At 60.8% G+C, this 24935-nt stretch carries 19 protein-coding genes; 11 read left to right on the top strand and 8 right to left on the bottom strand.

What is annotated here, in order from left to right; translation table 11 throughout:
* Position 1: 1 nt before the first annotated feature.
* Positions 2-2149 (bottom strand): fatty acid oxidation complex subunit alpha FadB, encoded by a 2148-nt coding sequence (gene fadB, locus BSF44_RS09575; RefSeq protein ID WP_095943304.1) that lies wholly within the window; start codon positions 2147-2149, stop codon positions 2-4.
* 616 nt (positions 2150-2765) lie between these two features.
* Positions 2766-3203: a hypothetical protein gene (locus tag BSF44_RS09570; RefSeq protein WP_095943303.1), complete on the bottom strand. Its 438-nt coding sequence runs from the start codon at positions 3201-3203 to the stop codon at positions 2766-2768.
* Between the two features lie 104 nt (positions 3204-3307).
* Here BSF44_RS09570 and BSF44_RS09565 point away from each other — a divergent pair, with 104 nt between their 5' ends.
* Positions 3308-3748 carry a universal stress protein gene (locus BSF44_RS09565; protein WP_046041383.1) on the top strand — a complete coding sequence of 147 codons (441 nt, stop codon included), beginning with the start codon at positions 3308-3310 and terminating at the stop codon, positions 3746-3748.
* A 190-nt stretch (positions 3749-3938) separates the two neighbouring features.
* Here BSF44_RS09565 and BSF44_RS09560 read toward each other — a convergent pair whose 3' ends face one another.
* Positions 3939-5858: an ATP-binding cassette domain-containing protein gene (locus tag BSF44_RS09560; RefSeq protein WP_056721991.1), complete on the bottom strand. Its 1920-nt coding sequence runs from the start codon at positions 5856-5858 to the stop codon at positions 3939-3941.
* A gap of 214 nt (positions 5859-6072) precedes the next feature.
* Here BSF44_RS09560 and BSF44_RS09555 point away from each other — a divergent pair, with 214 nt between their 5' ends.
* On the top strand, positions 6073-8001 hold the full coding sequence (locus BSF44_RS09555) for a transglycosylase SLT domain-containing protein (RefSeq protein ID WP_095943302.1): 1929 nt from the start codon (positions 6073-6075) through the stop codon (positions 7999-8001).
* Positions 8002-8108: 107 nt separating this feature from the next.
* On the opposite strand, the gene BSF44_RS09550 is transcribed toward BSF44_RS09555, so the two are convergent.
* Positions 8109-9890 (bottom strand): ABC transporter transmembrane domain-containing protein, encoded by a 1782-nt coding sequence (locus BSF44_RS09550; RefSeq protein WP_172435329.1) that lies wholly within the window; start codon positions 9888-9890, stop codon positions 8109-8111.
* A gap of 251 nt (positions 9891-10141) precedes the next feature.
* On the opposite strand from BSF44_RS09550, the gene BSF44_RS09545 reads away from it, so the two are divergent.
* Positions 10142-10321, top strand: coding sequence for a PA1571 family protein (locus BSF44_RS09545; protein ID WP_095943300.1), 180 nt, complete (start codon positions 10142-10144; stop codon positions 10319-10321).
* 113 nt (positions 10322-10434) lie between these two features.
* On the opposite strand, the gene pdxB is transcribed toward BSF44_RS09545, so the two are convergent.
* Positions 10435-11577 (bottom strand): 4-phosphoerythronate dehydrogenase PdxB, encoded by a 1143-nt coding sequence (gene pdxB, locus BSF44_RS09540; RefSeq protein WP_095943299.1) that lies wholly within the window; start codon positions 11575-11577, stop codon positions 10435-10437.
* A 242-nt stretch (positions 11578-11819) separates the two neighbouring features.
* Here pdxB and BSF44_RS09535 point away from each other — a divergent pair, with 242 nt between their 5' ends.
* Positions 11820-13229, top strand: coding sequence for an MATE family efflux transporter (locus tag BSF44_RS09535; RefSeq protein ID WP_095943354.1), 1410 nt, complete (start codon positions 11820-11822; stop codon positions 13227-13229).
* 130 nt (positions 13230-13359) lie between these two features.
* Here BSF44_RS09535 and tusA read toward each other — a convergent pair whose 3' ends face one another.
* On the bottom strand, positions 13360-13611 hold the full coding sequence (gene tusA, locus BSF44_RS09530; RefSeq protein ID WP_015095965.1) for a sulfurtransferase TusA: 252 nt from the start codon (positions 13609-13611) through the stop codon (positions 13360-13362).
* Between the two features lie 169 nt (positions 13612-13780).
* Positions 13781-14854, bottom strand: a complete 1074-nt coding sequence (rlmM, locus tag BSF44_RS09520) for a 23S rRNA (cytidine(2498)-2'-O)-methyltransferase RlmM (protein ID WP_095943297.1) — start codon at positions 14852-14854, stop codon at positions 13781-13783.
* A 298-nt stretch (positions 14855-15152) separates the two neighbouring features.
* On the opposite strand from rlmM, the gene acnA reads away from it, so the two are divergent.
* The 3 genes from acnA to BSF44_RS09500 all read left to right on the top strand — a co-directional run bounded on the left by acnA (position 15153) and on the right by BSF44_RS09500 (position 20502).
* On the top strand, positions 15153-17894 hold the full coding sequence (gene acnA, locus BSF44_RS09510; protein ID WP_095943296.1) for an aconitate hydratase AcnA: 2742 nt from the start codon (positions 15153-15155) through the stop codon (positions 17892-17894).
* 145 nt (positions 17895-18039) lie between these two features.
* Entirely contained in the window at positions 18040-18831 is a 792-nt protein-coding gene (locus tag BSF44_RS09505) for a CPBP family intramembrane glutamic endopeptidase (protein WP_095943295.1), read from the top strand.
* Positions 18832-18936: 105 nt separating this feature from the next.
* Positions 18937-20502: a PAS domain-containing methyl-accepting chemotaxis protein gene (locus tag BSF44_RS09500; protein ID WP_095943294.1), complete on the top strand. Its 1566-nt coding sequence runs from the start codon at positions 18937-18939 to the stop codon at positions 20500-20502.
* A gap of 121 nt (positions 20503-20623) precedes the next feature.
* Here the strand turns inward: BSF44_RS09500 and BSF44_RS09495 are convergent, their stop codons facing one another.
* Positions 20624-21301, bottom strand: a complete 678-nt coding sequence (locus BSF44_RS09495) for an alpha/beta family hydrolase (RefSeq protein ID WP_095943293.1) — start codon at positions 21299-21301, stop codon at positions 20624-20626.
* A 94-nt stretch (positions 21302-21395) separates the two neighbouring features.
* Between BSF44_RS09495 and ccoN the strand changes: the two genes are divergently transcribed.
* The 4 genes from ccoN to ccoP are packed head-to-tail and all read left to right on the top strand — an operon-like array spanning position 21396 to position 24587.
* Complete coding sequence (gene ccoN / locus BSF44_RS09490; protein ID WP_095943292.1) at positions 21396-22820, top strand: cytochrome-c oxidase, cbb3-type subunit I; 1425 nt, start codon at positions 21396-21398, stop codon at positions 22818-22820.
* Positions 22821-22830: 10 nt separating this feature from the next.
* Positions 22831-23439 (top strand): cytochrome-c oxidase, cbb3-type subunit II, encoded by a 609-nt coding sequence (ccoO, locus tag BSF44_RS09485; protein ID WP_057715669.1) that lies wholly within the window; start codon positions 22831-22833, stop codon positions 23437-23439.
* A 3-nt stretch (positions 23440-23442) separates the two neighbouring features.
* A complete protein-coding gene (locus BSF44_RS09480; RefSeq protein WP_095943291.1) occupies positions 23443-23637 on the top strand; it encodes a cbb3-type cytochrome c oxidase subunit 3 in 195 nt (64 codons plus the stop codon).
* Positions 23634-24587: a cytochrome-c oxidase, cbb3-type subunit III gene (gene ccoP, locus BSF44_RS09475; protein ID WP_095943290.1), complete on the top strand. Its 954-nt coding sequence runs from the start codon at positions 23634-23636 to the stop codon at positions 24585-24587. The genes BSF44_RS09480 and ccoP overlap by 4 nt, the downstream gene beginning before the upstream one ends.
* Positions 24588-24935 lie beyond the last annotated feature (348 nt).

Here is a 24935-nt window from a genome sequence, read left to right as displayed (position 1 = left end):
CTTAACCGAAGAAGCTCTGGCCGTTCTTGGCCATTTCGCGCAGCTTCGCGGTCGGGTGGTACAGCGCGCCCAAATCAGCGTACTGGTCAGCCAGGGCAACGAACTCTGCCACACCGAGCGAGTCGATGTAACGCAGCGCACCGCCACGGAATGGAGGGAAACCAATACCGTAGACCAGACCCATGTCGGCTTCGGCGGCGGTTTCGACGATGCCGTCTTCCAGGCAACGCACGGTTTCCAGGCACAGCGGGATCATCATCCAGTTGATGATGTCTTCGTCGGTGACTTCGCGCTGCTCGTAAACGATCGGTTTGAGCACTTCCAGTACCGAAGGATCGGCAACCTTCTTCTGCTTGCCGCGCTTGTCGGTCTCGTAGGCGTAGAAGCCCTTGCCGTTCTTCTGGCCCAGGCGCTTGGCTTCGTAGAGCACGTCGACGGCCGAGCGACGGTCGTCCTTCATGCGGTCCGGGAAGCCTTCAGCCATTACGTCACGACCGTGGTGACCGGTGTCGATGCCAACCACGTCCATCAGGTAGGCCGGGCCCATCGGCCAGCCGAATTTTTCCATGATCTTGTCGATACGGACGAAGTCCACACCAGCGCTGACCAGCTTGGCGAAGCCGCCGAAGTACGGGAACAGGACGCGGTTGACCAGGAAGCCCGGGCAGTCATTGACGACGATCGGGTTCTTGCCCATTTTCTTGGCGTAGGCAACGGTGGTGGCAACCGCCAGCTCGCTGGACTTCTCGCCACGGATCACTTCCACCAGCGGCATCATGTGCACCGGGTTGAAGAAGTGCATGCCGACGAAATTTTCCGGACGCTTGAGGGCCTTGGCCAGCAAGGTGATGGAAATGGTCGAGGTGTTGGACGCCAGGATGGTGTCCTCCTTGACCTTGTCTTCGACTTCGGCCAGAACGGCTTGCTTGACCTTCGGGTTCTCGACGACCGCTTCGACCACCAGGTCCACGTGACCGAAATCACCGTAGGACAGGGTTGGACGAATGCCGTTGAGCACTTCAGCCATTTTCGCGGCAGTCATGCGACCTTTATCAACGCGGCCGACCAGCAGTTTGGCGGCTTCGGCCAGACCCTGCTCGATACCGTGCTCGTTGATGTCCTTCATCAGGATCGGCGTACCTTTGGAAGCCGACTGATAGGCGATACCACCACCCATGATGCCGGCGCCGAGTACAGCGGCCTGCTTCACGTCCTTGGCGATTTCATCGTAGGCCTTGGCCTTTTTCTTCAGTTCCTGATCGTTCAGGAACAAGCCGATCAGGCTCTGCGCGGCAGAGGTCTTGGCCAGTTTGACGAAACCGGCCGCTTCGATTTCCAGCGCCTTGTCGCGACCGAAGTTCGCGGCTTTCTGGATGGTCTTGATCGCTTCAACCGGCGCCGGGTAGTTCGGGCCAGCCTGGCCGGCCACGAAACCCTTGGCGGTTTCGAAAGCCATCATTTGTTCGATAGCGTTCAGCTTGAGCTTTTCCAGCTTCGGCTGGCGCTTGGCCTTGTAGTCGAACTCGCCGGAGATGGCGCGCTTGATCAGTTCCAGCGCGGCGTCCTGCAGCTGTTCAGGAGCAACCACTGCGTCGACGGCGCCGACTTTCAGCGCGTCTTCAGGACGGTTTTCCTTGCCGGCGGCAATCCACTCGATGGCGTTGTCGGCACCGATCAGGCGCGGCAGGCGCACGGTACCGCCGAAGCCCGGGTAGATGCCCAGCTTGACTTCCGGCAGACCGATCTTGGCCTTGGTGGACATGACGCGGTAGTCCGCCGCCAGGCACATTTCCAGACCGCCGCCCAACGCGATGCCGTTGATGGCAACAACAGTCGGGACGTTGAGGTCTTCGAAATCGCTGAAAATCTTGTTGGCTTCGAGGTTGCCAGCAACAAGTTCTGCATCCGGCAGCTTGAAGTTGTCGACAAATTCGGTGATGTCGGCGCCGACGATGAACACGTCCTTGCCACTGCTGACGATCACGCCCTTGATCGAAGCATCTGCCTTGATGGTGTCTACGGCCTGACGCAGTTCGTTCAGGGTTAGACGGTTGAACTTGTTGACGGACTCACCCTTGAGGTCGAACTTCAGTTCGACGATGCCACTTTCAAGAGCCTTAACCGTGATGGCTTTACCTTCGTAAATCATCAACTGATCTCCACGATATGGAAGCTGAACAGTACACGTCGGACGCAGGCGAATGGCTTGGCAGGGACGTCGATCGTCAATGCTACGCCCATTCCCCCGGCACACCCGCCAACGCGATAGTCGGGATTCTGTAGGAGCGGTCTGAAATACAAACGCTCAATTCATACGCCCGTTTGATTTGGGTACGTCACCTTCACGGAATTTCCGACAATTGTCAATCGCCCGAAACACGGGTTGAAACGCGACTTTCCGGTCATATCCGTACTGCGAAGACCTTAAACACGCCGAAACATGCAAGGTCATTCATAGAATCAATTGTTAGAAAAATCGCCCTAATTCGCTGCAGCCCGTGTTTAACAAGCTACGCTGGCGGAACCAAGGGGAAAATTGTGAACGCTTTTGGCGAATGCCCAGCGTAAGATCAGCCAACACCGATTTACCGGCCTGCCTGGCCAACCCGCCCGATGATTTTGTCGGGCTTTTTATTGCCTGCGAAAAACGCCTGCAGGCGCGAGCTCGCTCGCGATGGACATCAACGATGACGCGGGAAGCCTGGCACCCCGTGGTGCTCTCAGGTTCATCGCGAGCAGGCTCGCTCCTACAGGGGGGGTGGGGTTCAGGCGAGGGCTTTGAGAGTGGCATCGATCCGCTGCAACACTTCGGCCTCGCCCTTCTCGCCCCAATACAAGGCGATTATTTGTTTGTCGGCCTCGACCTTGAAGACATTGCCCGGCAATTTTTCAAAATGATCGAGCAGCGTCCGATCCTCACAGATTTCCTGCCACTGATTGACCCAGACACCCGGGGATTTTTGCCAGTAACTCCAGCACGCGGGCTGAGTGCCACGCCGCGGACGATGGTACTGGGCGCAAGGGCTCGGCGGCTCCTGGCTGAGCCAGTGCGGCCACTCCTGAGGGGCCAATTGCATGGCCAGCCCGATGCGCCGGGCCTCCATCCGCAAGGCTATGCGCCCGCTCTGAACTCGCGACGGCCGCAACCATGCCAGCGGGCTCAGCACCACCAGCAGGATTGACACCACTATCCAGACCGTCATATCTGTACTCCCGAATTTGAATGAGCCCATTGTGTCACTTTGGAACCAATGCGCTTGAAACCAGCCATACTTACCAATATTGCATCCCTCAGGAGGAGCACCTCATGCCCTACAACCATATTCTGGTCGCTGTAGATCTGACCGAAGAGTGCGACCCTGTGATTCACCGCGCTCGCGAACTGTCGGTGAGCAACGGTGCGAAATTGTCGCTGGTGCACATTGTCGAGCCGATGGCGATGGCCTTCGGTGGTGACGTGCCAATGGACCTGTCACAACTGCAACAGCAGCAGTTCGATCAGGCCAAGGAGCGCCTTGACCGCTTGATTCTGAAATACCCGGAGCTCTCCAGGGAATACAGCCACCTGACCTACGGCCAGCCACGCCAGGAAATCCACCACCTGGCCAAGGAGCAAACCTGCGACCTGATCGTGGTGGGCAGCCATGGCCGGCACGGCCTGGCACTGCTGCTGGGCTCCACCGCCAATGACGTGTTGCATGGCGCGCCTTGCGATGTGCTGGCGGTGCGCCTGCAAAACAAATCCTGACAACACCTCCCTGTAGGAGCGAGCCTGCTCGCGATGAACCCGAGAGCGCCACGGGGTGTCAGGTTCCCCGTGTCATCGTTGACGACCATCGCGAGCAGGCTCGCTCCTACAGGGGATCGTTTCGATCCAATTTCATATGAAAAGCCCGGCGCTCATCACTGAACGCCGGGCTTTTTTGTTACCGGATCAATCAGGCATCCAGCTCGGCCCAACGCTCGACCATAATATCGAGCTCAGCCTGCAACTGCTCCAGCTGAGCAATCACCGCAGCCGTTTCGGCAGCAGGACGCTGATAGAAGCCCGCATCCGCCATTTGCGCTTCAACGGCGGCAATCTGCTGCTCCATGGCTTCGATCTGCCCCGGCAACGCTTCCAGCTCGCGCTGCAATTTGTAGCTGAGCTTTTTCTTCGCCACTGGCGCTTCGACGGCTGCCGCAACCGGCGCAGGCTCGGCCTTCACCACTGCGGAGTTCAAGTCGGCCTTGCCGGACTTGCTCTCGGTCACGCCCAGCAGGCGCGGCGAGCCGCCCTGACGCAGCCAGTCCTGATAGCCACCGACATACTCGCGAACCTTGCCTTCACCTTCGAAGACCAGGGTGCTGGTCACCACGTTGTCGAGGAATGCCCGGTCGTGGCTGACCATCAGTACGGTGCCGTTGAAGGTCAGCAAGACCTCTTCGAGCAACTCGAGGGTTTCAACGTCGAGGTCGTTGGTCGGTTCGTCGAGTACCAGCAGGTTCGCCGGCTTGCTGAATAGCTTGGCCAGCAACAGACGGGCACGTTCACCACCGGACAGCGCCTTGACCGGCGTGCGGGCACGCTGCGGGCTGAACAGGAAGTCGCCGAGGTAGCTCAGCACGTGGCGGCTCTGGCCGTCGATATCGATGAAGTCGCGACCTTCGGCCACGTTGTCGATCACGGTTTTTTCCAGGTCCAGCTGATGGCGCAACTGGTCGAAGTAGGCAACATCGATTCGGGTGCCCTCTTCCACTTTGCCGCTGGTCGGCTGCAAGCCGCTGAGCATCAGCTTCAGCAACGTGGTCTTGCCGGTACCGTTGGCGCCGAGCAGACCGATACGGTCGCCGCGCTGCAGCACCATGGAGAAGTCCTTGATCAGGAACGGCCCGCCCGGGTGAGCGAAGCTCACGTTCTCGAGCACCATGACCTGCTTGCCGGACTTGTCGGCGGTATCCAGCTGAATGTTGGCCTTGCCGGTACGCTCACGACGCTCACTGCGCTCGACACGCAAGGCTTTCAGTGCACGGACACGACCTTCGTTACGGGTACGACGGGCCTTGATGCCCTGGCGAATCCACACTTCTTCCTGGGCCAGACGTTTGTCGAACAGCGCGTTGGCAGTGGCTTCGGCAGCGAGCTCAGCTTCCTTGTGCACGAGGAAACTGGCGTAGTCGCCGTTCCAGTCGATCAGGCCACCGCGATCCAGTTCGAGGATGCGGGTGGCCAGGTTCTGCAGGAAAGAACGGTCGTGCGTGATGAACAGCACGGCGCCCTGGAAATCCTTCAGCGCTTCTTCAAGCCAGGCGATGGCACCGATGTCCAGGTGGTTGGTCGGTTCGTCGAGCAGCAGCAAGTCCGGCTCGGACACCAGGGCCTGGGCCAGCAGGACGCGACGACGCCAGCCGCCGGACAACTCGGCGAGGGTCTTGTCGGCCGGCAGCTGCAGGCGGCTCAGGGTGCTGTCGACCAGGGTCTGCAAGCGCCAGCCATCGCGGGCTTCGAGGTCGTGCTGGACGTGCATCAGCTTGTCCAGATCGGCGTCGGTGACGATGTTCTGGCTCAGGTGGTGATATTCGGCGAGCAAGGCGCCGACGCCGTCCAGGCCTTCGGCCACCACGTCGAACACTGTCCGCTCGTCGGCCACCGGCAATTCTTGCGGCAATTCGCCGATCTTGAGCCCGGGCGCGCGCCAAACGGAGCCGTCATCGGGCTTCTGGTCGCCCTTGACGAGCTTCATCATGCTGGACTTGCCAGTGCCGTTGCGGCCGATGATGCACACCCGCTCACCACGGGCGATCTGCCAGGACACCTTGTCCAACAACGGCATAGCGCCGAAAGCAAGGGACACATCGCTGAATTTGAGCAGGGTCATGAGCTTCTCCAAAAACCGGGCGCGCATTCTACCTGACTTGAGGCTTCAGAAGGCCGGCAATTTCACTCTCGTAGCACTCTGCATGACAAATGTTGCGAACTGATGCGGGAAGACCCGCAAAGCTTTCACCGGCTGCTGGCAAAAGGCTAAGCTACAGGCAATTCAGCGCGGGCCAGGCCCGCGCTTGTCATGATTTTCTCTGCCCGGATGTCTCATGCGCAGTCGCCTTTTCAATCTTTTATCTGCTTTTTTACTGTCTGCCGCTGCCGTCCAATCCGCTCAGGCGGTGGACCTGTCCACCCAACGCCAGTATTACGATGAAGCCAAGCGTGCACTGGCCAAGGGCGATAGTGGCCCGTATTTCCGTTACAGCCAGGCCCTCGCCGATTATCCGCTGGAACCGTACCTGGCGTACGACGAGCTGACCGCGCGCCTGAAAACCGCGAGCAACGCCGAAATCGAGAAGTTCCTTGCCGAACACGGCGACCTGCCCCAGGCCAACTGGATGAAGCTGCGCTGGTTGCGCTGGCTGGCGGACCGTGGCGACTGGGCGACCTTCGTCAAGTACTACGACCCGAAAATGAACTTCACCGAACTGGACTGCCTGAATGCGCAGTACCAGATCAGCCACAACCTCAAGGCCGAAGGTTATGCCAACACCGAAAAGCTCTGGCTGACCGGTAAATCCCAGCCCGAAGCCTGCGATGCCCTGTTCGGCATGTGGGCCGCCGATGGCCAGTTGACCGAGCAAAAGCGTTGGGAACGCGCCAAACTCGCCGCCCAGGCGCGCAACTACCCACTGGCCAACAGCCTGGTCAACGGCATGTCCACCCTCGCCCCTCGCGGTCGCTTGCTGGTGGACGTGGCGCAGAAGCCGGAACTGCTCAACCAGCCGTCACGCTTCACCCCGGCCGATGAAGCCATGTCCGACGTGGTCAGCCTCGGCCTTCGCCGCCTGGCCCGCCAGGACCCGGACAGGGCCATGAACCTGCTCGACGGCTATGCCAGCAGCATGCATTTCTCCCGGGATGAAAAAGTGGCGATCGCCCGGGAAATCGGGCTGACCCTTGCCAAACGTTTCGACGGTCGAGCCCTGGACGTCATGACCAAATACGACCCGGAGCTGCGCGACAACACGGTTTCGGAATGGCGCTTGCGCCTGCTCCTGCGCCTGGCGCGCTGGGACGATGCCTATCAGTTGACCCGTCGCCTGCCCCAGGACCTGGCCACCACCAACCGCTGGCGTTATTGGCAGGCCCGCACCCTGGAGCTGGCGCAACCGCAGAATCCGGAAGCCCAGACCCTTTATCGAAGCGTGGCTCGTGAGCGCGACTTCTATGGATTCCTTGCGGCGGATCGCTCGCAATCACCCTATTCGCTGAACAACAAGCCGCTGGTGATGAGCCAGGCGCTGATCAATAAAGTGCGCAACACCCCCGGCATACGTCGCGCCCTGGAGTTCCACGCTCGCGGGCAAATCGTCGACGGTCGCCGCGAGTGGTACCACGTCAGCCGCCACTTCAGCCGCGACGAGATGGTTGCCCAGGCCAAATTGGCGTACGACCTGAAATGGTACTTCCCGGCTATTCGCACCATCAGCCAGGCGCAGTATTGGGACGATCTGGATATCCGTTTCCCGATGGCCCACCGCAACACGCTGGTGCGTGAAGCGAAGAATCGCGGCCTGCATCCGAGCTGGGCGTTCGCCATCACTCGCCAGGAAAGCGCCTTCATGGAAGATGCCCGCTCCGGGGTCGGCGCCTCGGGCCTGATGCAACTGATGCCCGCCACCGCCAAGGAAACCGCACGCAAGTTCAGCATCCCCTACAGCTCGCCACAGCAACTGTTCGACCCGGACAAGAACATCCAGCTCGGTGCCGCTTACCTGAGCCAGGTACACAGCCAGTTCAACGGCAACCGCGTCCTCGCCTCCGCCGCCTACAACGCCGGCCCCGGCCGCGTGCGCCAATGGCTGCGCGGTGCCGACCACCTGAGTTTCGACGTGTGGGTAGAAAGCATTCCGTTCGACGAAACCCGCCAGTACGTGCAAAACGTGCTGTCGTATTCGGTGATCTACGGTGAGAAGCTCAACTTACCGCAGCCGATCGTGGACTGGCATGAGCGGTATTTTGATGATCAATGACCGGTAACGCCGGTGCTCTAAAAAATGCCCGCATCAAACGATGCGGGCATTTTTTTTCAGGGGCTTTGAAGGCGCAAAGATCAAGAGATCGCAGCCTGCGGCAGCGCCTACAGTTCGGTGGCAACCTTGCCGTCACTGAACTGCAAAGCCGCCAGCCGCGCATACAACGCGTTGCTGGCAATCAGCTCCTGATGCGTGCCCACCGCTACCAGCTTCCCCTGATCCATCACTGCGATGCGATCGGCGTTTTTCACCGTGGCCAGGCGATGGGCGATCACCAGGGTGGTGCGGTTTTTCATCAGGCTCGGCAGCGCCTGCTGGATCAGGTGCTCGCTCTGGGCGTCGAGGGCGCTGGTGGCTTCGTCGAGGAGCAGGATCGGGGCGTCCACCAGCAGCGCGCGGGCAATGGCCAGGCGTTGACGCTGGCCGCCGGACAAGCCGAGACCGCCGTCACCCAGATGAGTCTGGTAACCATTGGGCATGGCTTCGATAAAGTCATGGGCGTAAGCGATTTTTGCCGCTTCCTGCACCTCGGCCAAGGTCGCCTGCGGATTGCCGTAGCGAATGTTTTCTTCAATGCTGCCGAAAAACAGCGCCGGGGTTTGCGACACCAGGGCGAAACAGCGGCGCAGGTCCAGCGGATCGAGTTGAGTCAACGGCACGCCATCGAGCAGGATGCGACCCTCGGCGGGGTCGTAAAAACGCAGCAGCAAGTCATACACCGTGGATTTGCCGGCCCCCGATGGCCCGACCAGCGCCAGCGTCTCACCGGCATTGACGGTCAGGCTCAACCCGTCGACGGCATAACTTTCCGGGCGCGACGGGTAGGAAAAACGCACATTGTGCAGTTGCAGTTGGCCATCGACCCGCTCCGGCAGTTTTACCGCGCCCGCCACCGGCGGCAGGATGATGTTTTCCGAACGCAGCAACTCGGCAATCCGCTCGGCGGCGCCGGCTGCCCGCTGCAACTCGCCAATCACCTCACTCAACGTGCCGAACGCGCTGCCGACGATCAGGCTGTAGAACACGAACGCCGCCAGTGCGCCGGCGGAAATTCGCCCGGCGATGACATCCATGCCTCCAACCCAGAGCATCACCCCGACCGCCCCCAGGACCAGCACGATCACCAGGGTAATCAGCCAGGCCCGCTGGAAGATGCGCCTGCATGCGGTGTTGAACGCCTCTTCCACCGCCACGGCAAACCGGCGCTCGTCCTGGGACTGATGGTTGTAGGCCTGCACGGTCTTGATCTGCCCCAGGGTTTCCGACACATAGCTGCCGATGTCGGCAATCCGGTCCTGACTCAAGCGTGAGAGGTTACGCACCCGGCGACCGAAGATCAGGATCGGCGCGATCACCAGAGGCAAGGCAACCACCACGATGCTCGTGAGCTTGGGGTTGGTAATGAACAAAAGGACGATCCCGCCGACCACCATCAGCAGATTGCGCAGGAACAACGATAGCGAAGAGCCGATGACCGATTGCAGCAGTGTGGTGTCGGCGGTCAGGCGGGACTGGATTTCCGAGCTGCGATTGTCTTCGTAAAACCCCGGGTGCAGATAAATCAGATGATTGAACACGTTGCGGCGGATGTCGGCGACGCAGCGCTCGCCGATCCACGACACCAGGTAAAACCTCGCAAAGGTTCCGATGGCCAATCCCGCCACCAGTAACATGAACAGACCGATGGACTGGTTGAGCAGATGCGGTGACTGGGTCATGAACCCGTCGTCCACCAGCAGGCGGATGCCTTGCCCCATGGACAAGGTAATACCGGCGGTGACGATCAACGCCAGCAAGGCGCCAAAGGCCTGCCAGCGATACGGCGCGATGAAGCGACTGGCCAGGCGAATGGCACGGCGGTGGCGGGCAGAGAGCATCGTAATCATCCTGGACAAGGCGGTCATTAGGGTCAGCCTATACCGCTCAATGGGGTGGCTCGCTGCAAATCACAATGAGTCGGGTTAATTATGTCCACCAACACTAGAGGCTAGACACTATTGGTCTAAAGTTCGGGTAGCCAGGCGAAGGCATTTCTGCTGGACTGGTTCTGTCCCCCCGGAAAGATCGCAGGGAGTTGTCATAGCCCGGTCACCTGGCGGTTCTACAGTAAGCTAACAACCTGATGAGGAGACAGGCCATGTCCTTGCAACACAGCAGCGATGACAAAATTCAAGTGATCCGCACGCAACCAGACCAGTCTCTGGGTTGCTCGATTATTGACGAGCAGGGTCGCGAAGTACCGATCACTGAAAAGATGATCCAGAAAGCTTGCAGCGAACTGGAAAAGCGATTGGTCAAACCTGCCGAACAAAGGTGATATAGCCACCGTCTTCTTGACCCGGCCCATTGTTGGCCGGGTTTTTTATGCCTGCTTATCCAATCCGGCTCCTGTGGGAGCGAGCCTGCTCGCGATAGGGCCGCCACGGTCTATCAGATTGCCGTCGCCCCCAGCGCCGCCACAATCCTCTGCAACTGCGGCGCATCCCCCTCGATCCGCACCTGCAATCCATCGATCTCGCGGCGCGACGGGTATTGCTTGCGCAGCACATCGAATGCCGCTCGCTGCTCGCTGACACTGCCGACAAGGCTGCGACGGAAATCGGCATCGTCACGTCGCGGGTCATACACGCCACGGCACAGCATCGCCAACGCCCAGGCCGGATCGCTTTGCGCATTGAGGGTCACGTGCGACAGCCACGGTGCCGGCAGCAAATCGCCCAGGCTGACGCGGGCCGGTTGCCCGAGGAAATCGCAATACGCCTGATAAATCTGCGCGGTACCCCGCTGCTTGCCGTCGAGGCTGTAACCGGCAATGTGTGGCGTTGCCAGCACGCAGAGTTCGGCCAGCGCCACGTCGACTTCAGGCTCGCCTTCCCAGACATCGAGCACCGCTTGCAGGTCTTCGCGCTCCAGCAGCACGTCGCGCAGGGCCGCGTTGTTGACCACCGGCCCGCGACTGGCATTGATCAGCCAGGTGCCGGACCTGAGCTGGTTCAGACGTTTTTCATCGAACAAGTGCCAGGTCGATTGCTGACCCTGTTTCGTCAATGGCGTGTGCAGGCTGATGACATCGCATTCATCGATGATCTGCTCGAGGCTGACGTAATCCCCCCCTTCCGCAGCTTGCCGAGGCGGATCGCACACCAGCACCTTCCAGCCCAGGCCTTGCAGGACCTTGACCAGCCGTCCGCCCACTTCGCCGGCACCGACCACACCGTAGGTGCGCCGGGTCAGGTCGACACCCTCGATTTCGGCCAGGGTCAGCAGGCTGCCGAGCACATAGTCGACCACGCCTCGGGCATTGCAGCCCGGGGCGCTGGACCAGGTGATACCGGCCTGCTGAAAATAATTCAGGTCCAGATGATCGGTGCCGATGGTGCACGTACCGACAAAGCGCACCTTGCTGCCCTCAAGCAGCGCGCGATTGACGTTGGTCACCGAACGCACCAACAGCACATCGGCCTGCTCGACCGTGGCACGGTCGATGGCGCGACCCGGCACCCGGCGGATTTCACCAAAACCTCCGAAGAAGGCATCGAGCAGGGGGATATTTTCGTCGGCAACAATCAGCATGGCAGGCTCCTTTGGCGGATCGGCAGTTTAGGCGTAGATGGCCGTTGTGAGCCAGCAAGCATTGCGCGTCCTTTGTGGCGAGGGGGCTTGTCGGTTCGGCGCTCCGACAGGCCCCCTCGCCACAAGGAATCGTTTCGCACTCAAACTTTGATTACAAATCCACAACACGGGTCTTTTCCTGACTGGCGCGTCAACGCGTAGAATGCGCGCCTGTGCTTCGCAAATTTTTGGACGTTTCGCCCTTGAACTCCGTAACCGACCACCCTACTGCCCTCCCCCTTTCCCGCCCGGCCCGGATTCGCCTGGAGCTCAAGACGCTGCTTGGCCTGGCGCTACCGATCATGATCGCGCAGCTCGCTACTACGGCGATGGGTTTCGTCGATGCGGTGATGGCCGGCCGATTCAGTCCTCGCGACCTCGCGGCGGTTGCCTTGGGCAACTCGATCTGGGTGCCGGTCTTTTTGCTGATGACCGGCACCCTGCTGGCCACTACCCCCAAAGTCGCCCAGCGTTTCGGGGCCGGCACTCACAGTGAAATCGGTCCACTGGTTCGACAGGCGTTGTGGCTGGCATTGCTGGTCGGGCTCTTGGCAACGACTGCATTGTTGAACGCCGAACCCATTCTGCACATCATGAAGGTTGACCCGCAGCTGATCGGCCCGTGCATGCAATACCTGAACGGTATTGCCAGCGGCCTTCCCGCCACAGCTTTTTATTGCGTATTGCGCTGTTTCAGTGACGGTCTGGGCCGCACCCGCCCGGCCATGGTGCTTGGCCTGTGCGGCCTGGCCCTGAACATTCCACTGAACTACATCTTCATTTATGGCCACTTTGGCGTCCCGGCCATGGGTGGCGTCGGCTGCGGCTGGGCCACTGCCATCGTGATGTGGGTGATGACCTTGGGCATCGCCGGATGGGAACGCTGGGCACCGGCTTATAAATCGAGCCAATTGTTCAGCCGTTTCGACTGGCCGCAGTGGTCGGTGATCAAACGCCTGCTGGGCATCGGCCTGCCCATCGGCATCGCGGTATTCGCCGAATCGAGCATCTTCGCCGTGATCGCCCTGCTGATCGGCAGCCTCGGCGCCACTGTCGTGGCCGGACACCAGATCGCACTGAACTTCAGCTCACTGGTGTTCATGATCCCCTACTCCCTCGGCATGGCCGTGACGGTTCGGGTCGGCCAGGCCCTCGGACGCCAGGAACCGCGCGAGGCACGCTTCGCGGCCGGGGTTGGCATGGGCACCGCACTGGCCTACGCGTGTCTTTCGGCGAGCATGATGCTGTTGATGCGCGAACACATCGCCGCGATCTACACCGCCGACCCGACCGTGATCCGAGTGGCGGCGATGCTGATTGTGTATTCGGCGCTGTTCCAGTTTTCCGACGCGATCCAGGTGACCGCCGCCGGTGCACTGCGCGGCTATCAGGACACCCGGGTGACAATGTTCCTGACGTTGTTCGCGTACTGGGGTATCGGTTTGCCGGTGGGTTACGCCCTCGGCCTGACCGACTGGTTCGGTGCACCGAGTGGCCCGAGCGGGCTGTGGCAGGGCTTGATCGTGGGCTTGAGCTGCGCGGCACTGATGCTGTCGTTTCGCCTGACGCGCAGTGCGCGCAAACGGATTCGTATCAGCCGCTCGGCGGGTTGACTTGCGAAAATTGTAGGAGCGAGCTTGCTCGCGAAGGTCGTGAACGGTAACGCGTAAAACCAGATGCCCAACGGCGCTTTCGTTTTTTTCGCGAGCAAGCTCGCTCCTACAGTTGCGTCATGATGCGAACTTAAACGGACTTCTTGCGAATCCAGTAGAGGTAGGTGCCTTCCTCTTCGTGCTGCGCCACCAGTTCATGGTCGAGAAACACGCAAAACTTGGGAATGTCGCGACGGGTCGACGGATCGGTGGCGATCACCTTGAGCAGGCCGCCGGGCACCAGGTCACGGATGTGCTGGTGCAGCATCATCACCGGCTCGGGGCAGTTGAGGCCGGTGGCGTCGAGGGTGCCGTCTACCGGTGTATCAAGCATTTCACTCATGATTCACTCCTGAAACTGGCCGGCATTGTCGCGCATTGCCGGGTGTAACGTCATCTGTGGCACCTGTGGGAGCGAGCCTGCTCGCGATGGCGGTGGGTCAATCAACAAAGATGTTGAATGTAATGGCCTCATCGCGAGCAGGCTCGCTCCTACAGAGGGTTGCGGTGTTTCAGCGGGATTTCGGCTTCTTCACATCAATCCGACGTAAATGGCAGGTCACTTCCTCTCGGTCGTGGTACAGCTGCTTGCAGCCGATCTCGACCTTGATGCCCCGGGCCTTGAAGCCATCGGCAATGCGCTCGAGCAAGCGCTTCACTTCGGCGTAGCGCTGTTTCATCGGCAGCTTGAGGTTGACCACCGCCTCGCGGCAATGGCCGTCGCCGATCCACTCTTCCAGCATCGCGGCGTTGCGTGCCGGCTTCTCGACGATGTCGCAGACCATCCAGTCCACCGGTTGCTTGGGCTTGAAGGTGAAACCGTCAGCCATCAAATGCTGCACAAGACCGGTATCCATCAGGCTTTCGGCCATCGGGCCGTTGTCGATGGCGGTCACCAGCATGCCGCGGTTGACCAGTTGCCAGGTCCAGCCACCGGGGGCGGCCCCGAGGTCGACGCCGGTCATGTCACCATGCAGCCGCTCGTCCCACTGGTCGCGCGGGATGAAGTGGTGCCAGGCCTCTTCCAGCTTGAGGGTCGAACGGCTCGGCGCCTCGCGGGGGAACTTCAAACGGGGAATGCCCATCGGCCACATCGCCGAGTTGTTCGACTCCGCCAGCCCCATGAACACTTCGCGGCCGCTCTTGAAGGTCAGCAACAAACGCGGCTTGTGGGCATCTTCCACCAGCTTGCCGGCCGCCATCAGCGCCTTGCGCAGGTGCACTTCGAATTTCTTGCAGAAGTTCGACAGTTCCTTGCCGTCATTGGTGTCGACCATTTCCAGCCACAGGCTGCCGCACAGCGGAAAGTCCGCCATATGCGCCAGGATCACGCTGATGCGGTCGGTTTCCGGCAGATCGATGAAGATTCCCCGGGCCCACTGGCGCGGGAAGATCAGCTCGGCGAAACGCTGCCCGCGCATCAGGCGCTCGGCGCCGTCTTCTTCGGTGCAGACGAATTCGGCGCAAGCCGTGGCGGCCTTGGCCTTGGCATAACCGGCTACGTTCAAGCGCGCGGCGAGGTCGGAAATCTCGGAACAGACTTCGCCTTCGAAGCCCGGCCGGCAATGCATGAATAGGGTGTTCATTCTTACTCCTAGACCCTGTAGGAGCGAGCTTGCTCGCGATGGACTCAAGGGCGGCGCGTTTACTCAGGAAACACGCGTTATCGTTAACGTCCATCGCGAGCAGGCTCGCTCCCACAAAGAGAGACCGCTTGCGTTGAAGCAAAGCCTGTCACGAAAACCGGCGCATGATAGCCGAGATCGGAACCTGGAGCTTGTCCATAGAGTCCAGTTATTAGCCAGCTACTGAAAACAGGGCTAGGTTTAATGTTCTGCCCGTCCCCTCAGTCCGTAGCCGTGCGGACTCAAAGGAGTGATCGCAATGCCGTCCCTCGATAGCCTGAAAACGCTCAAGACCTTGCAAGTCGGCAACAAGACCTACCACTACTTCAGCCTGCCCGATGCCGCCAAAAGCCTGGGCGATCTGGACAGGTTGCCGATGTCGTTGAAAGTCCTGCTGGAAAACCTGCTGCGCTGGGAGGACGAAAAAACCGTCACCGGCACCGACCTCAAGGCGCTCGCCGCGTGGCTCAAGGAGCGTCGCTCCGACCGCGAAATCCAGTACCGCCCGGCGCGGGTGCTGATGCAGGATTTCACCGGCGTACCGGCGGTGGTCGACCTGGCCGCCATGCGCGCGGCGATGGCCAAGGCCGGCGGCAATCCGCAACGGATCAATCCGCTGTCACCGGTGGACCTGGTAATCGACCACTCGGTGATGGTCGACAAGTTCGCCAGTAGCAGCGCCTTCGAGCAGAACGTCGACATTGAAATGCAGCGCAATGGCGAGCGCTATGCGTTCCTGCGCTGGGGCCAGAGTGCCTTCGATAATTTCAGCGTGGTGCCGCCGGGCACCGGGATCTGCCACCAGGTCAATCTTGAATACCTCGGCCGAACGGTCTGGACCAAGGACGAGGACGGCCGCACCTACGCCTTCCCCGACACCCTCGTGGGCACCGATTCCCACACCACCATGATCAACGGCCTCGGTGTGCTCGGCTGGGGCGTCGGCGGTATCGAGGCGGAAGCGGCGATGCTCGGGCAACCGGTGTCGATGCTGATTCCGGAAGTCATCGGCTTCAAACTCACCGGCAAGCTCAAGGAAGGCATCACCGCCACCGACCTGGTGCTGACCGTGACCCAGATGCTGCGCAAGAAAGGCGTGGTGGGCAAATTCGTCGAGTTCTATGGCGATGGCCTCGCCGACCTGCCCCTGGCCGACCGCGCGACCATCGCCAACATGGCCCCGGAATACGGCGCCACCTGCGGTTTCTTCCCGGTGGACGACATCACACTGGAGTACCTGCGCCTGTCCGGCCGCCCCCTGGAAACGGTGCAACTGGTGGAGGCGTACAGCAAGGCCCAGGGCCTGTGGCGCCTGCCCGGCCAGGAACCGCTGTTCACCGACAGCCTGGCGCTGGACATGGGCAGCGTCGAAGCCAGCCTCGCCGGACCAAAACGCCCACAGGACCGGGTGTCGCTGCCGAATGTTGCGCAAGCGTTCAGCGACTTCACCGACCTGCAATTCAAGCCCACCAGCAAGGAAGAAGGCCGCCTGGAAAGCGAAGGCGGTGGTGGTGTTGCCGTCGGCAATGCCGATATGGCCGGTGAAGCGGATTACGATTACGAAGGCCAGACCTATCGCCTGAAAAACGGCGCCGTGGTCATCGCCGCGATCACCTCCTGCACCAACACCTCCAACCCCAGCGTGATGATGGCCGCCGGGCTGGTGGCGAAGAAGGCTGTGGAAAAAGGCTTGAAACGCAAACCCTGGGTGAAGAGCTCGCTGGCCCCCGGCTCGAAAGTGGTCACCGACTACTACAAGGCGGCCGGCCTGACCCATTACCTCGATGAACTGGGGTTTGCCCTGGTCGGCTATGGCTGCACCACTTGCATCGGCAACTCGGGACCACTGTCGGAACCCATCGAGAAAGCCATCCAGCAAGCGGACCTCACCGTGGCCTCCGTGCTCTCGGGTAATCGCAACTTCGAAGGCCGGGTGCATCCGCTGGTGAAAACCAACTGGCTGGCCTCCCCGCCACTGGTGGTCGCCTACGCGCTGGCCGGCACGGTGCGCACCGACATCAGCCGCGAGCCGTTGGGCGAGGACAAGGATGGCAACCCGGTTTACCTGCGGGACATCTGGCCCAGCAGCAAGGAAATTGCCGACGCCGTGAATCAGGTCAACACCGCCATGTTCCACAAGGAATACGCCGAAGTGTTTGCCGGTGACGCGCAATGGCAGGCGATCAAGGTCCCGCAGGCGGCGACCTATGTCTGGCAGGACGACTCGACCTACATCCAGCATCCGCCGTTCTTCGACGACATCGGTGGCCCACCGCCCGTGGTCAAGGATGTCAACGGCGCCAGAATCCTCGCACTGCTCGGCGACTCGGTGACCACCGACCACATCTCCCCGGCCGGCAACATCAAGGTCGACAGCCCGGCAGGGCAATACCTGCGCGACAAAGGCGTGGAACCGCGAGACTTCAACTCCTATGGCTCGCGGCGTGGCAACCATGAAGTGATGATGCGCGGCACCTTCGCCAACATCCGCATACGCAACGAAATGCTCGGCGGCGAAGAAGGCGGCAACACTCGCTACATTCCCACCGGCGAGAAAATGTCGATCTACGATGCCGCCATGCGCTATCAGGCTTCAGGCACGCCGCTGGTGGTGATCGCCGGCCAGGAATACGGCACCGGCTCGAGTCGCGACTGGGCCGCCAAGGGCACCAACCTGCTGGGGGTGAAAGCGGTCGTCGCCGAAAGCTTCGAACGGATTCACCGCTCCAACCTTGTGGGCATGGGCGTGCTGCCGTTGCAGTTCAAGCTGGATCAGAACCGCAAGACCCTGAACCTCAATGGCAGTGAAAACCTGGACATCCTCGGCTTGACCGGCGTCGAGCTGACGCCACGGATGAACCTGACGCTGGTCATCACTCGCGAAAACGGTAGCAGCGAGAAGATCGAGGTGTTGTGCCGCATCGATACGCTCAATGAGGTGGAGTACTTCAAGTCCGGAGGGATTTTGCATTACGTGTTGCGGCAGTTGATTGCCTCCTAGGCATGCGCTGATACAAACGCCGCCTTCGGGCGGTGTTTTTGTTTGTGACCACCCCCCTATAATCTCGCTCTGCTTGATGTTGGCCCGACACTCGCTACCACTGGGGGCTGGGGGAATCCACAGAATTTCGACACAAGGACTTTCAATGTTTGCTCTGCCAAGGACTTTTCTGGCCCTCCTCTCCATCGGCTACTACTTGGCACTGGACTTCAGCAGTATGAGTTGGCCGGCGGCGATTCCTATTGTTTTGCTGTTGGTTTCCGGTTTTGCCGCTAGCCAGCAAACGCTTCAGTTCGGTCGATACGTAGGCCATGGCCTATTCATCATTCTAGCTCTGACCCTGGCGACGCATTGGTGGCCCGATTTCTACAACGGCCCAATCATCGCCACGCAGCGTTTCACCGACGACGCAGTGCCATTTACCATGTACGCAAACCTTGACAAACCCCTGATCGGATTTTGGCTGTTACTGGTCTGCCCATGGCTTGTCGGTCGGCGCTCGTTTCGATCGATCCTGTTTGCCACCGCACTGGCGCTGCCCCTGAGTGCCGTGCTGGCCTTGGGTGGTGCGCTATTGCTGGGTGTCGTCGCTTGGGCACCGAAATGGCCGGATGCCGCCTGGTTTTGGCTACTGAACAATCTGCTGCTGGTGACACTGGTCGAGGAGGCGCTGTTTCGCGGTTATATCCAGGGTGGCCTGAGTCGCTGGCTGAAAAATCTGCGTCATGGTGAAAACTTTGCGCTGCTCCTGGCTTCGCTGATCTTTGGCCTGGCGCATGCCGGTGCTGGCTGGCAATGGGTCCTGCTGGCCAGCCTGGCCGGGGTCGGCTATGGCCTGGCCTACCGTTTTGGAGGACTGACAGCAGCCATCGCTACTCATTTTGGCCTGAACCTGCTGCACTTCGGCCTGTTCACCTATCCGATGCTTGCCGGCTGACGCAAGGGTCATTTTGCGACGCATCACTGATTATCAAAAAATAATCTCAACAATCCGCAGGTCTTGCCGATACAGCACTTGAAAGCCTTGCGGATTAAAAAAGCCATGCGTAACAACCAGCCAATTACACAACGCGAGCGGACCTTCCCGGCTCAGCAACGGTTGATTTCCACCACCGATGCCAAGGGCATGATCACCTACTGCAACGACGCATTCGTCGAAATCAGCGGGTTTTCCCGAGAGGAGTTGATCCGTGCACCGCACAATCTGGTCCGTCACCCCGACGTCCCGGCCGCGGTGTTCGCACACATGTGGGCCACGCTGAAACAAGGCTTGCCATGGATGGGCATTGTCAAGAATCGCTGCAAGAGCGGTGATCATTACTGGGTGAACGCCTATGTGACCCCGGTCTTCGAAGGCAAGCAGGTCACCGGTTACGAGTCGGTGCGGGTCAAACCCACTGCCGAACAGATCCGCCGTGCCGAAGCGCTCTACCAACGCATCAACCAGGGCAAGTCGGCCATCCCTTCTTCGGATAAATGGGTGCCGATCCTGCAGGACTGGCTGCCGTTCATTCTGGTCAGCCAATTGAGCTTCATGATCGGCGCATCACTGAACTCCCACTGGGGCTTTGCCCTGGCGGCCGGCCTTTCGGTACCGCTGGGCCTGATGGGCCTCCAGTGGCAGCAACGCGGCCTCAAGCGTTTGCTGCGCCTGGCCGAGCATACCACCTCCGATCCGTTGATTGCCCAGATGTACACCGACAGTCGCGGCGCCCAGGCGCGCCTGGAAATGTCCATCCTCAGTCAGGAAGCACGCCTGAAAACCTGCCTGACGCGCCTGCAGGACACGGCCGAACACCTGACCGATCAGGCCAGGCAATCCGATGCCCTGGCGCACAACAGCTCCAGCGGCCTGGAACGTCAACGGGTCGAGACCGAGCAAGTGGCCACCGCGGTCAATCAGATGGCCGCGACCACCCAGGAAGTCGCCAGCCATGTGCAGCGCACCGCCGACGCCACCCAGGAAGCCAATCGCCTGACCGGTCGTGGTCGTGACATCGCCGGGGAAACCCGCGAAGCCATCCAGCGCCTTTCAGTAGTCGTTGGTGAAACCGGCGTGACCGTGACCCAACTGGCCAAGGACAGCAACGAAATCGGTGGCGTGGTCGACGTGATCAAAGGCATCGCCGACCAGACCAACTTGCTGGCGCTGAACGCCGCCATCGAAGCGGCCCGTGCCGGCGAGATGGGTCGTGGTTTTGCGGTGGTGGCCGACGAAGTCCGTCAGCTGGCGCAACGTACCAGCGAGTCCACCGGGCAGATTCATGCGTTGATCGCCAAGCTCCAGCAAACCGCCAGTACCGCCGTGCAAACCATGGAAGCCGGGCATCGTCAGGCCGAAGAAGGCGTGGCGCGGGTACTGGAAGCGGACCAGGCACTGGTGGGGATCAGCGAAGCGGTGGCCAACATCACCGACATGACCACCCAGATCGCCGCCGCGACCGAAGAGCAAAGTGCCGTGGCCGAAGAAATCAGCCGCAACATCAGTAACATTTCGGACCTGGCGGACCAGACTTCGGAACAGGCGCAGAACTCCGCGTTGCTGAGTGAAGAGCTGACCAAGACCGCCAACACGCAATATTCGTTGGTGGAACGGTTTAACCGCTGATTGAGCCAGTGAAAGTGATGTTGTCTGGTAGTCCCTCATCGCGAGCAGGCTCGCTCCTACAGTTGATCCAATGTAGGAGCGAGCCTGCTCGCGATGGGGCCATCACCGCCTGCACAAAACCTCACTGAAGGAATGAAACCACCTTCCCCGCCGCAGCCGCCAAATGCTGCTCATGGCTAAACCCCGAAGCCTTCAACGGCTTCAAGTCATGATCCCCCGCCACCAGCCAAAACACCTCGATACCCGGCGATAGCGCATACCCCTCGACCGCCTCCCGGTTGCCCAACGCATCGCGTTCACCTTGCACGATCAAGGTCCGAGTCTTCAGCCCCGCCAGATGCTCAACCCGCGGCTTCTGCGGTTTACCCACCGCATAGAACGGATAACCCAGGCACACCAGGGCATCCGCGCCCAACTCATCGGCCAGCAGACTGGCCATGCGACCGCCCATGGACTTGCCGCCGATGGCCAGTGGCCCAGTGACATGGCGTCGCACCTGGGCATACACCTCGCGCCAGCATTCCAGCAGTTTCGGTGCCGGATTCGGCGGGCGTTTGCCGCCATCGAGGCGCCGCTGCGCCATGTAGGGAAACTCGAAGCGCAACACGTTGACGCCTTGCGCGGCGAGGCGTGCAGCCATGTCGCTCATCCAGTCGCTGTCCATCGGTGCGCCGGCGCCATGGGCAAGAATCAGCGTCGCCGCAGCCTTGCCAGCGGCGGCATTCCACAACCATCCATGATCCCGCACGCACTGCGCCCATTGATCCCCGTCAATACCGGCCTTGTGCCCTTTGTCCATGCTTGCCTCGCTTTTAGTCTGCCTATAACTCCGGCCGAAGGGTGCACTGCCTTGCGCTGCGCGCTCACTTCCGCTGAACCGTGGATGGGGAACCATGAACACTTCTATCAGTACCGCCTACAACTACAAGGTGGTCCGCCAATTTGCCATTATGACGGTGGTGTGGGGCATCGTCGGCATGGGGCTCGGGGTTTTTCTCGCTGCCCAGTTGGTCTGGCCCGAACTCAACTTCAATTTGCCGTGGACCAGCTTCGGCCGTTTGCGCCCGCTGCACACCAACGCGGTGATCTTCGCCTTCGGTGGCTGCGCGCTGTTCGCCAGTTCCTTCTATTCGGTGCAACGCACCTGCCAGACCCAATTGTTTGCGCCCAAGATCGCCGCGTTCTGCTTCTGGGGCTGGCAGCTTGTGATCCTTCTGGCGGCCATCAGCCTGCCGCTGGGCTACACCAGCTCCAAGGAATACGCCGAGCTGGAATGGCCGATCGACCTCCTGATCACCATCGTCTGGGTCGCCTACGCCATCGTGTTCTTCGGCACGATCATGCAGCGCAAGACCAAACACATTTATGTCGGTAACTGGTTCTTCGGCGCGTTCATCGTCACCGTGGCGATCCTGCACATCGTCAACAACATGGAATTGCCGGTCAGCTTCACCAAGTCCTACTCGCTGTACTCCGGCGCCACCGACGCGATGGTGCAATGGTGGTACGGGCACAACGCCGTAGGCTTTTTCCTCACCGCCGGCTTCCTCGGGATGATGTACTACTTCGTGCCGAAACAGGCCGAGCGCCCGGTTTACTCCTATCGCCTGTCGATCGTGCACTTCTGGGCGCTGATCACCCTGTACATCTGGGCAGGTCCCCACCACCTGCACTACACCGCGCTGCCGGACTGGGCGCAATCGCTGGGCATGGTGATGTCGCTGGTCCTGCTGGCACCGAGCTGGGGCGGCATGATCAACGGCATGATGACCCTGTCGGGCGCCTGGCATAAGTTGCGCAGCGACCCGATCCTGCGTTTCCTCGTGGTGTCGCTGGCGTTCTACGGCATGTCGACCTTCGAAGGGCCGATGATGGCGATCAAGACGGTCAACGCCCTCTCCCACTACACCGACTGGACCATCGGCCACGTACACGCAGGCGCCTTGGGTTGGGTGGCGATGATTTCCATCGGCGCGCTGTACCACATGATCCCGAAAGTCTTCGGCCGCGAGCAGATGCACAGCATCGGCCTGATCAACGCGCACTTCTGGCTCGCCACCATCGGCACCGTTCTGTACATCGCCTCGATGTGGGTCAACGGCATCGCCCAGGGCCTGATGTGGCGTGCGGTGAACGAGGACGGCACGCTGACCTACTCCTTCGTCGAAACCCTGGTGGCCAGCCACCCTGGCTTCGTCGTGCGGCTGGTGGGTGGCGCGATCTTCCTCAGCGGCATGTTCCTGATGGCCTACAACACCTGGCGCACCGTGCGGGCCTCGCAGCCTGCCGAAGTCGCCGCTGCCGCGCAGATGGCCTGAGGAGTCCGCCATGAAACACGAAACTATCGAGAAAAACGTCGGCCTGTTGCTGCTGCTGATGATCCTGGCCGTGAGCATCGGTGGCCTGACCCAGATCGTCCCGTTGTTCTTCCAGGACGTGACCAACAAGCCGGTGGAAGGCATGAAGCCCTACACCGCGCTGCAACTGGAAGGTCGAGACATCTACATCCGCGAAGGCTGCGTCGGCTGCCACTCGCAGATGATCCGTCCGTTCCGCGCCGAGACCGAACGTTACGGGCACTACTCGGTGGCCGGCGAAAGCGTGTGGGATCACCCGTTCCTGTGGGGTTCCAAACGCACCGGGCCGGACCTGGCCCGGGTCGGCGCGCGTTACTCGGATGACTGGCACCGCGCGCACTTGTACAACCCGCGCAACGTCGTGCCGGAGTCGAAGATGCCGGCCTACCCGTGGCTGGTGGCCAACCCGGTCGACAGCAGTCATACCGAGACCAAGATCAAGGCCATGCGCACCCTGGGCGTGCCGTACACCGACGAGGACATCACCGGTGCCGTCGCTTCGCTCAAGGGCAAGAGCGAAATGGATGCATTGGTCGCCTACCTGCAAGTGCTCGGCACTGCCATCAAGAGCAAGAGGTGAGCAATGTTTGAATTGAGCACTGGAATGATCCGCGGCCTGGGCACCGTCGTGGTGTTCGTGGCCTTCGTCGGCCTGACCCTGTGGGTATTCAACGCCAAGCGTGGCCCGGAATTCGCCGAAGCGCGCCTGCTGCCGTTCGCCGACGAGCCACAACCCGACATCACTGAAGAATCAGCAACAAGGAGTACCCGGCCATGACCACCTTCTGGAGTACGTGGATCTGCGTGCTGACCATCGGCAGCCTGATCGGCCTGACCTGGCTGCTGCTCAGCACCCGCAAGGGCGAAACCAAGGGCAGCGTCGACCAGACCATGGGCCACAGCTTCGACGGCATCGAGGAATACGACAACCCGCTGCCGCAATGGTGGTTCATGCTGTTCGTTGGCACCCTGGTATTCGCCGTCGGTTATCTGATCCTCTATCCGGGCCTGGGCAATTGGAAAGGCATCCTCCCCGGCTACCAAAACGGCTGGACCGGGGTGCACGAATGGGAAAAGGAAATGGCCAGGGCTGACACGAAGTTTGGGCCGATCTTCGCCAAATTCGCGGCGATGCCCGTAGAGGAAGTGGCCAAGGACCCGCAAGCACTGAAAATGGGCGGCCGCCTGTTTGCCTCCAACTGCTCGGTGTGCCACGGCTCGGACGCCAAGGGCGCCTACGGCTTCCCCAACCTGGCCGACAGCGACTGGCGCTGGGGCGGCAATGCAGAAACCATCAAGACCACCGTCATGGGTGGCCGGATGGCGATGATGCCGGCCTGGGGTGAAGTCCTGGGGGAGGAAGGTGTGAAAAACGTCGCCGCCTATGTGCGCCATGATCTGGCCGGCCTGCCGTTGCCCGCCGATAACAAAGCTGACCTGCAAGCCGGACAGCAAGCCTTCAGCACCACCTGCGTCGCCTGCCATGGGGCAAACGGTCAGGGCACGGAAGCCATGGGCGCGCCGAACCTGACACACCCTGCCGGCTTCATTTACGGGACGAACCTGACGCAGCTTGAACAGACGATTCGGCATGGCCGCCAGGGCCATATGCCGGCGCAGAACGAACTGCTGGGCAATGACAAGGTGCAATTGCTGGCCGCGTATGTGTACAGCCTGTCCCACAGTTTGAATACCGAGCGCCTGCAGGCTGAAGACAACCGTAAATAAATCCCGACCGCTCTGCTGCCGCATTCTCCCGGATGCGGCAGTTCCCTGCCCCTTTGCGACGCATTGTCGCACCCTCTGTGACTCTTTCTTTCGGATCCCGGGATTCGGGTCTAAGCTTCCCCCGATGCGGACTGGCCGGTGCCGGTTCCAGGTCGACCCTGAACGATGTGTTCGACGAATCTGCCCGATGACAGGCCGCAAAGGCTGGTAGATACCGGCTGTCGCACCAATTGCCTTCGGTCAGCCAAACGTTGCGTTTGAACACACCCCGTTACATCCGACCTGACCCCCTCGCCTGATCAGTCCGCCGGGATGTTTTGCCCGCGGGCAATTTTGTCCTTACGCGGC

It is taken from the genome of Pseudomonas sp. ACN8 (genome assembly GCF_002303925.1).
In the GTDB taxonomy this organism is placed as follows: Bacteria; Pseudomonadota; Gammaproteobacteria; order Pseudomonadales; family Pseudomonadaceae; genus Aquipseudomonas.
Note: the sequence above shows the minus strand (reverse complement) of the source record. Positions and strands in the feature narration are given on the sequence as shown.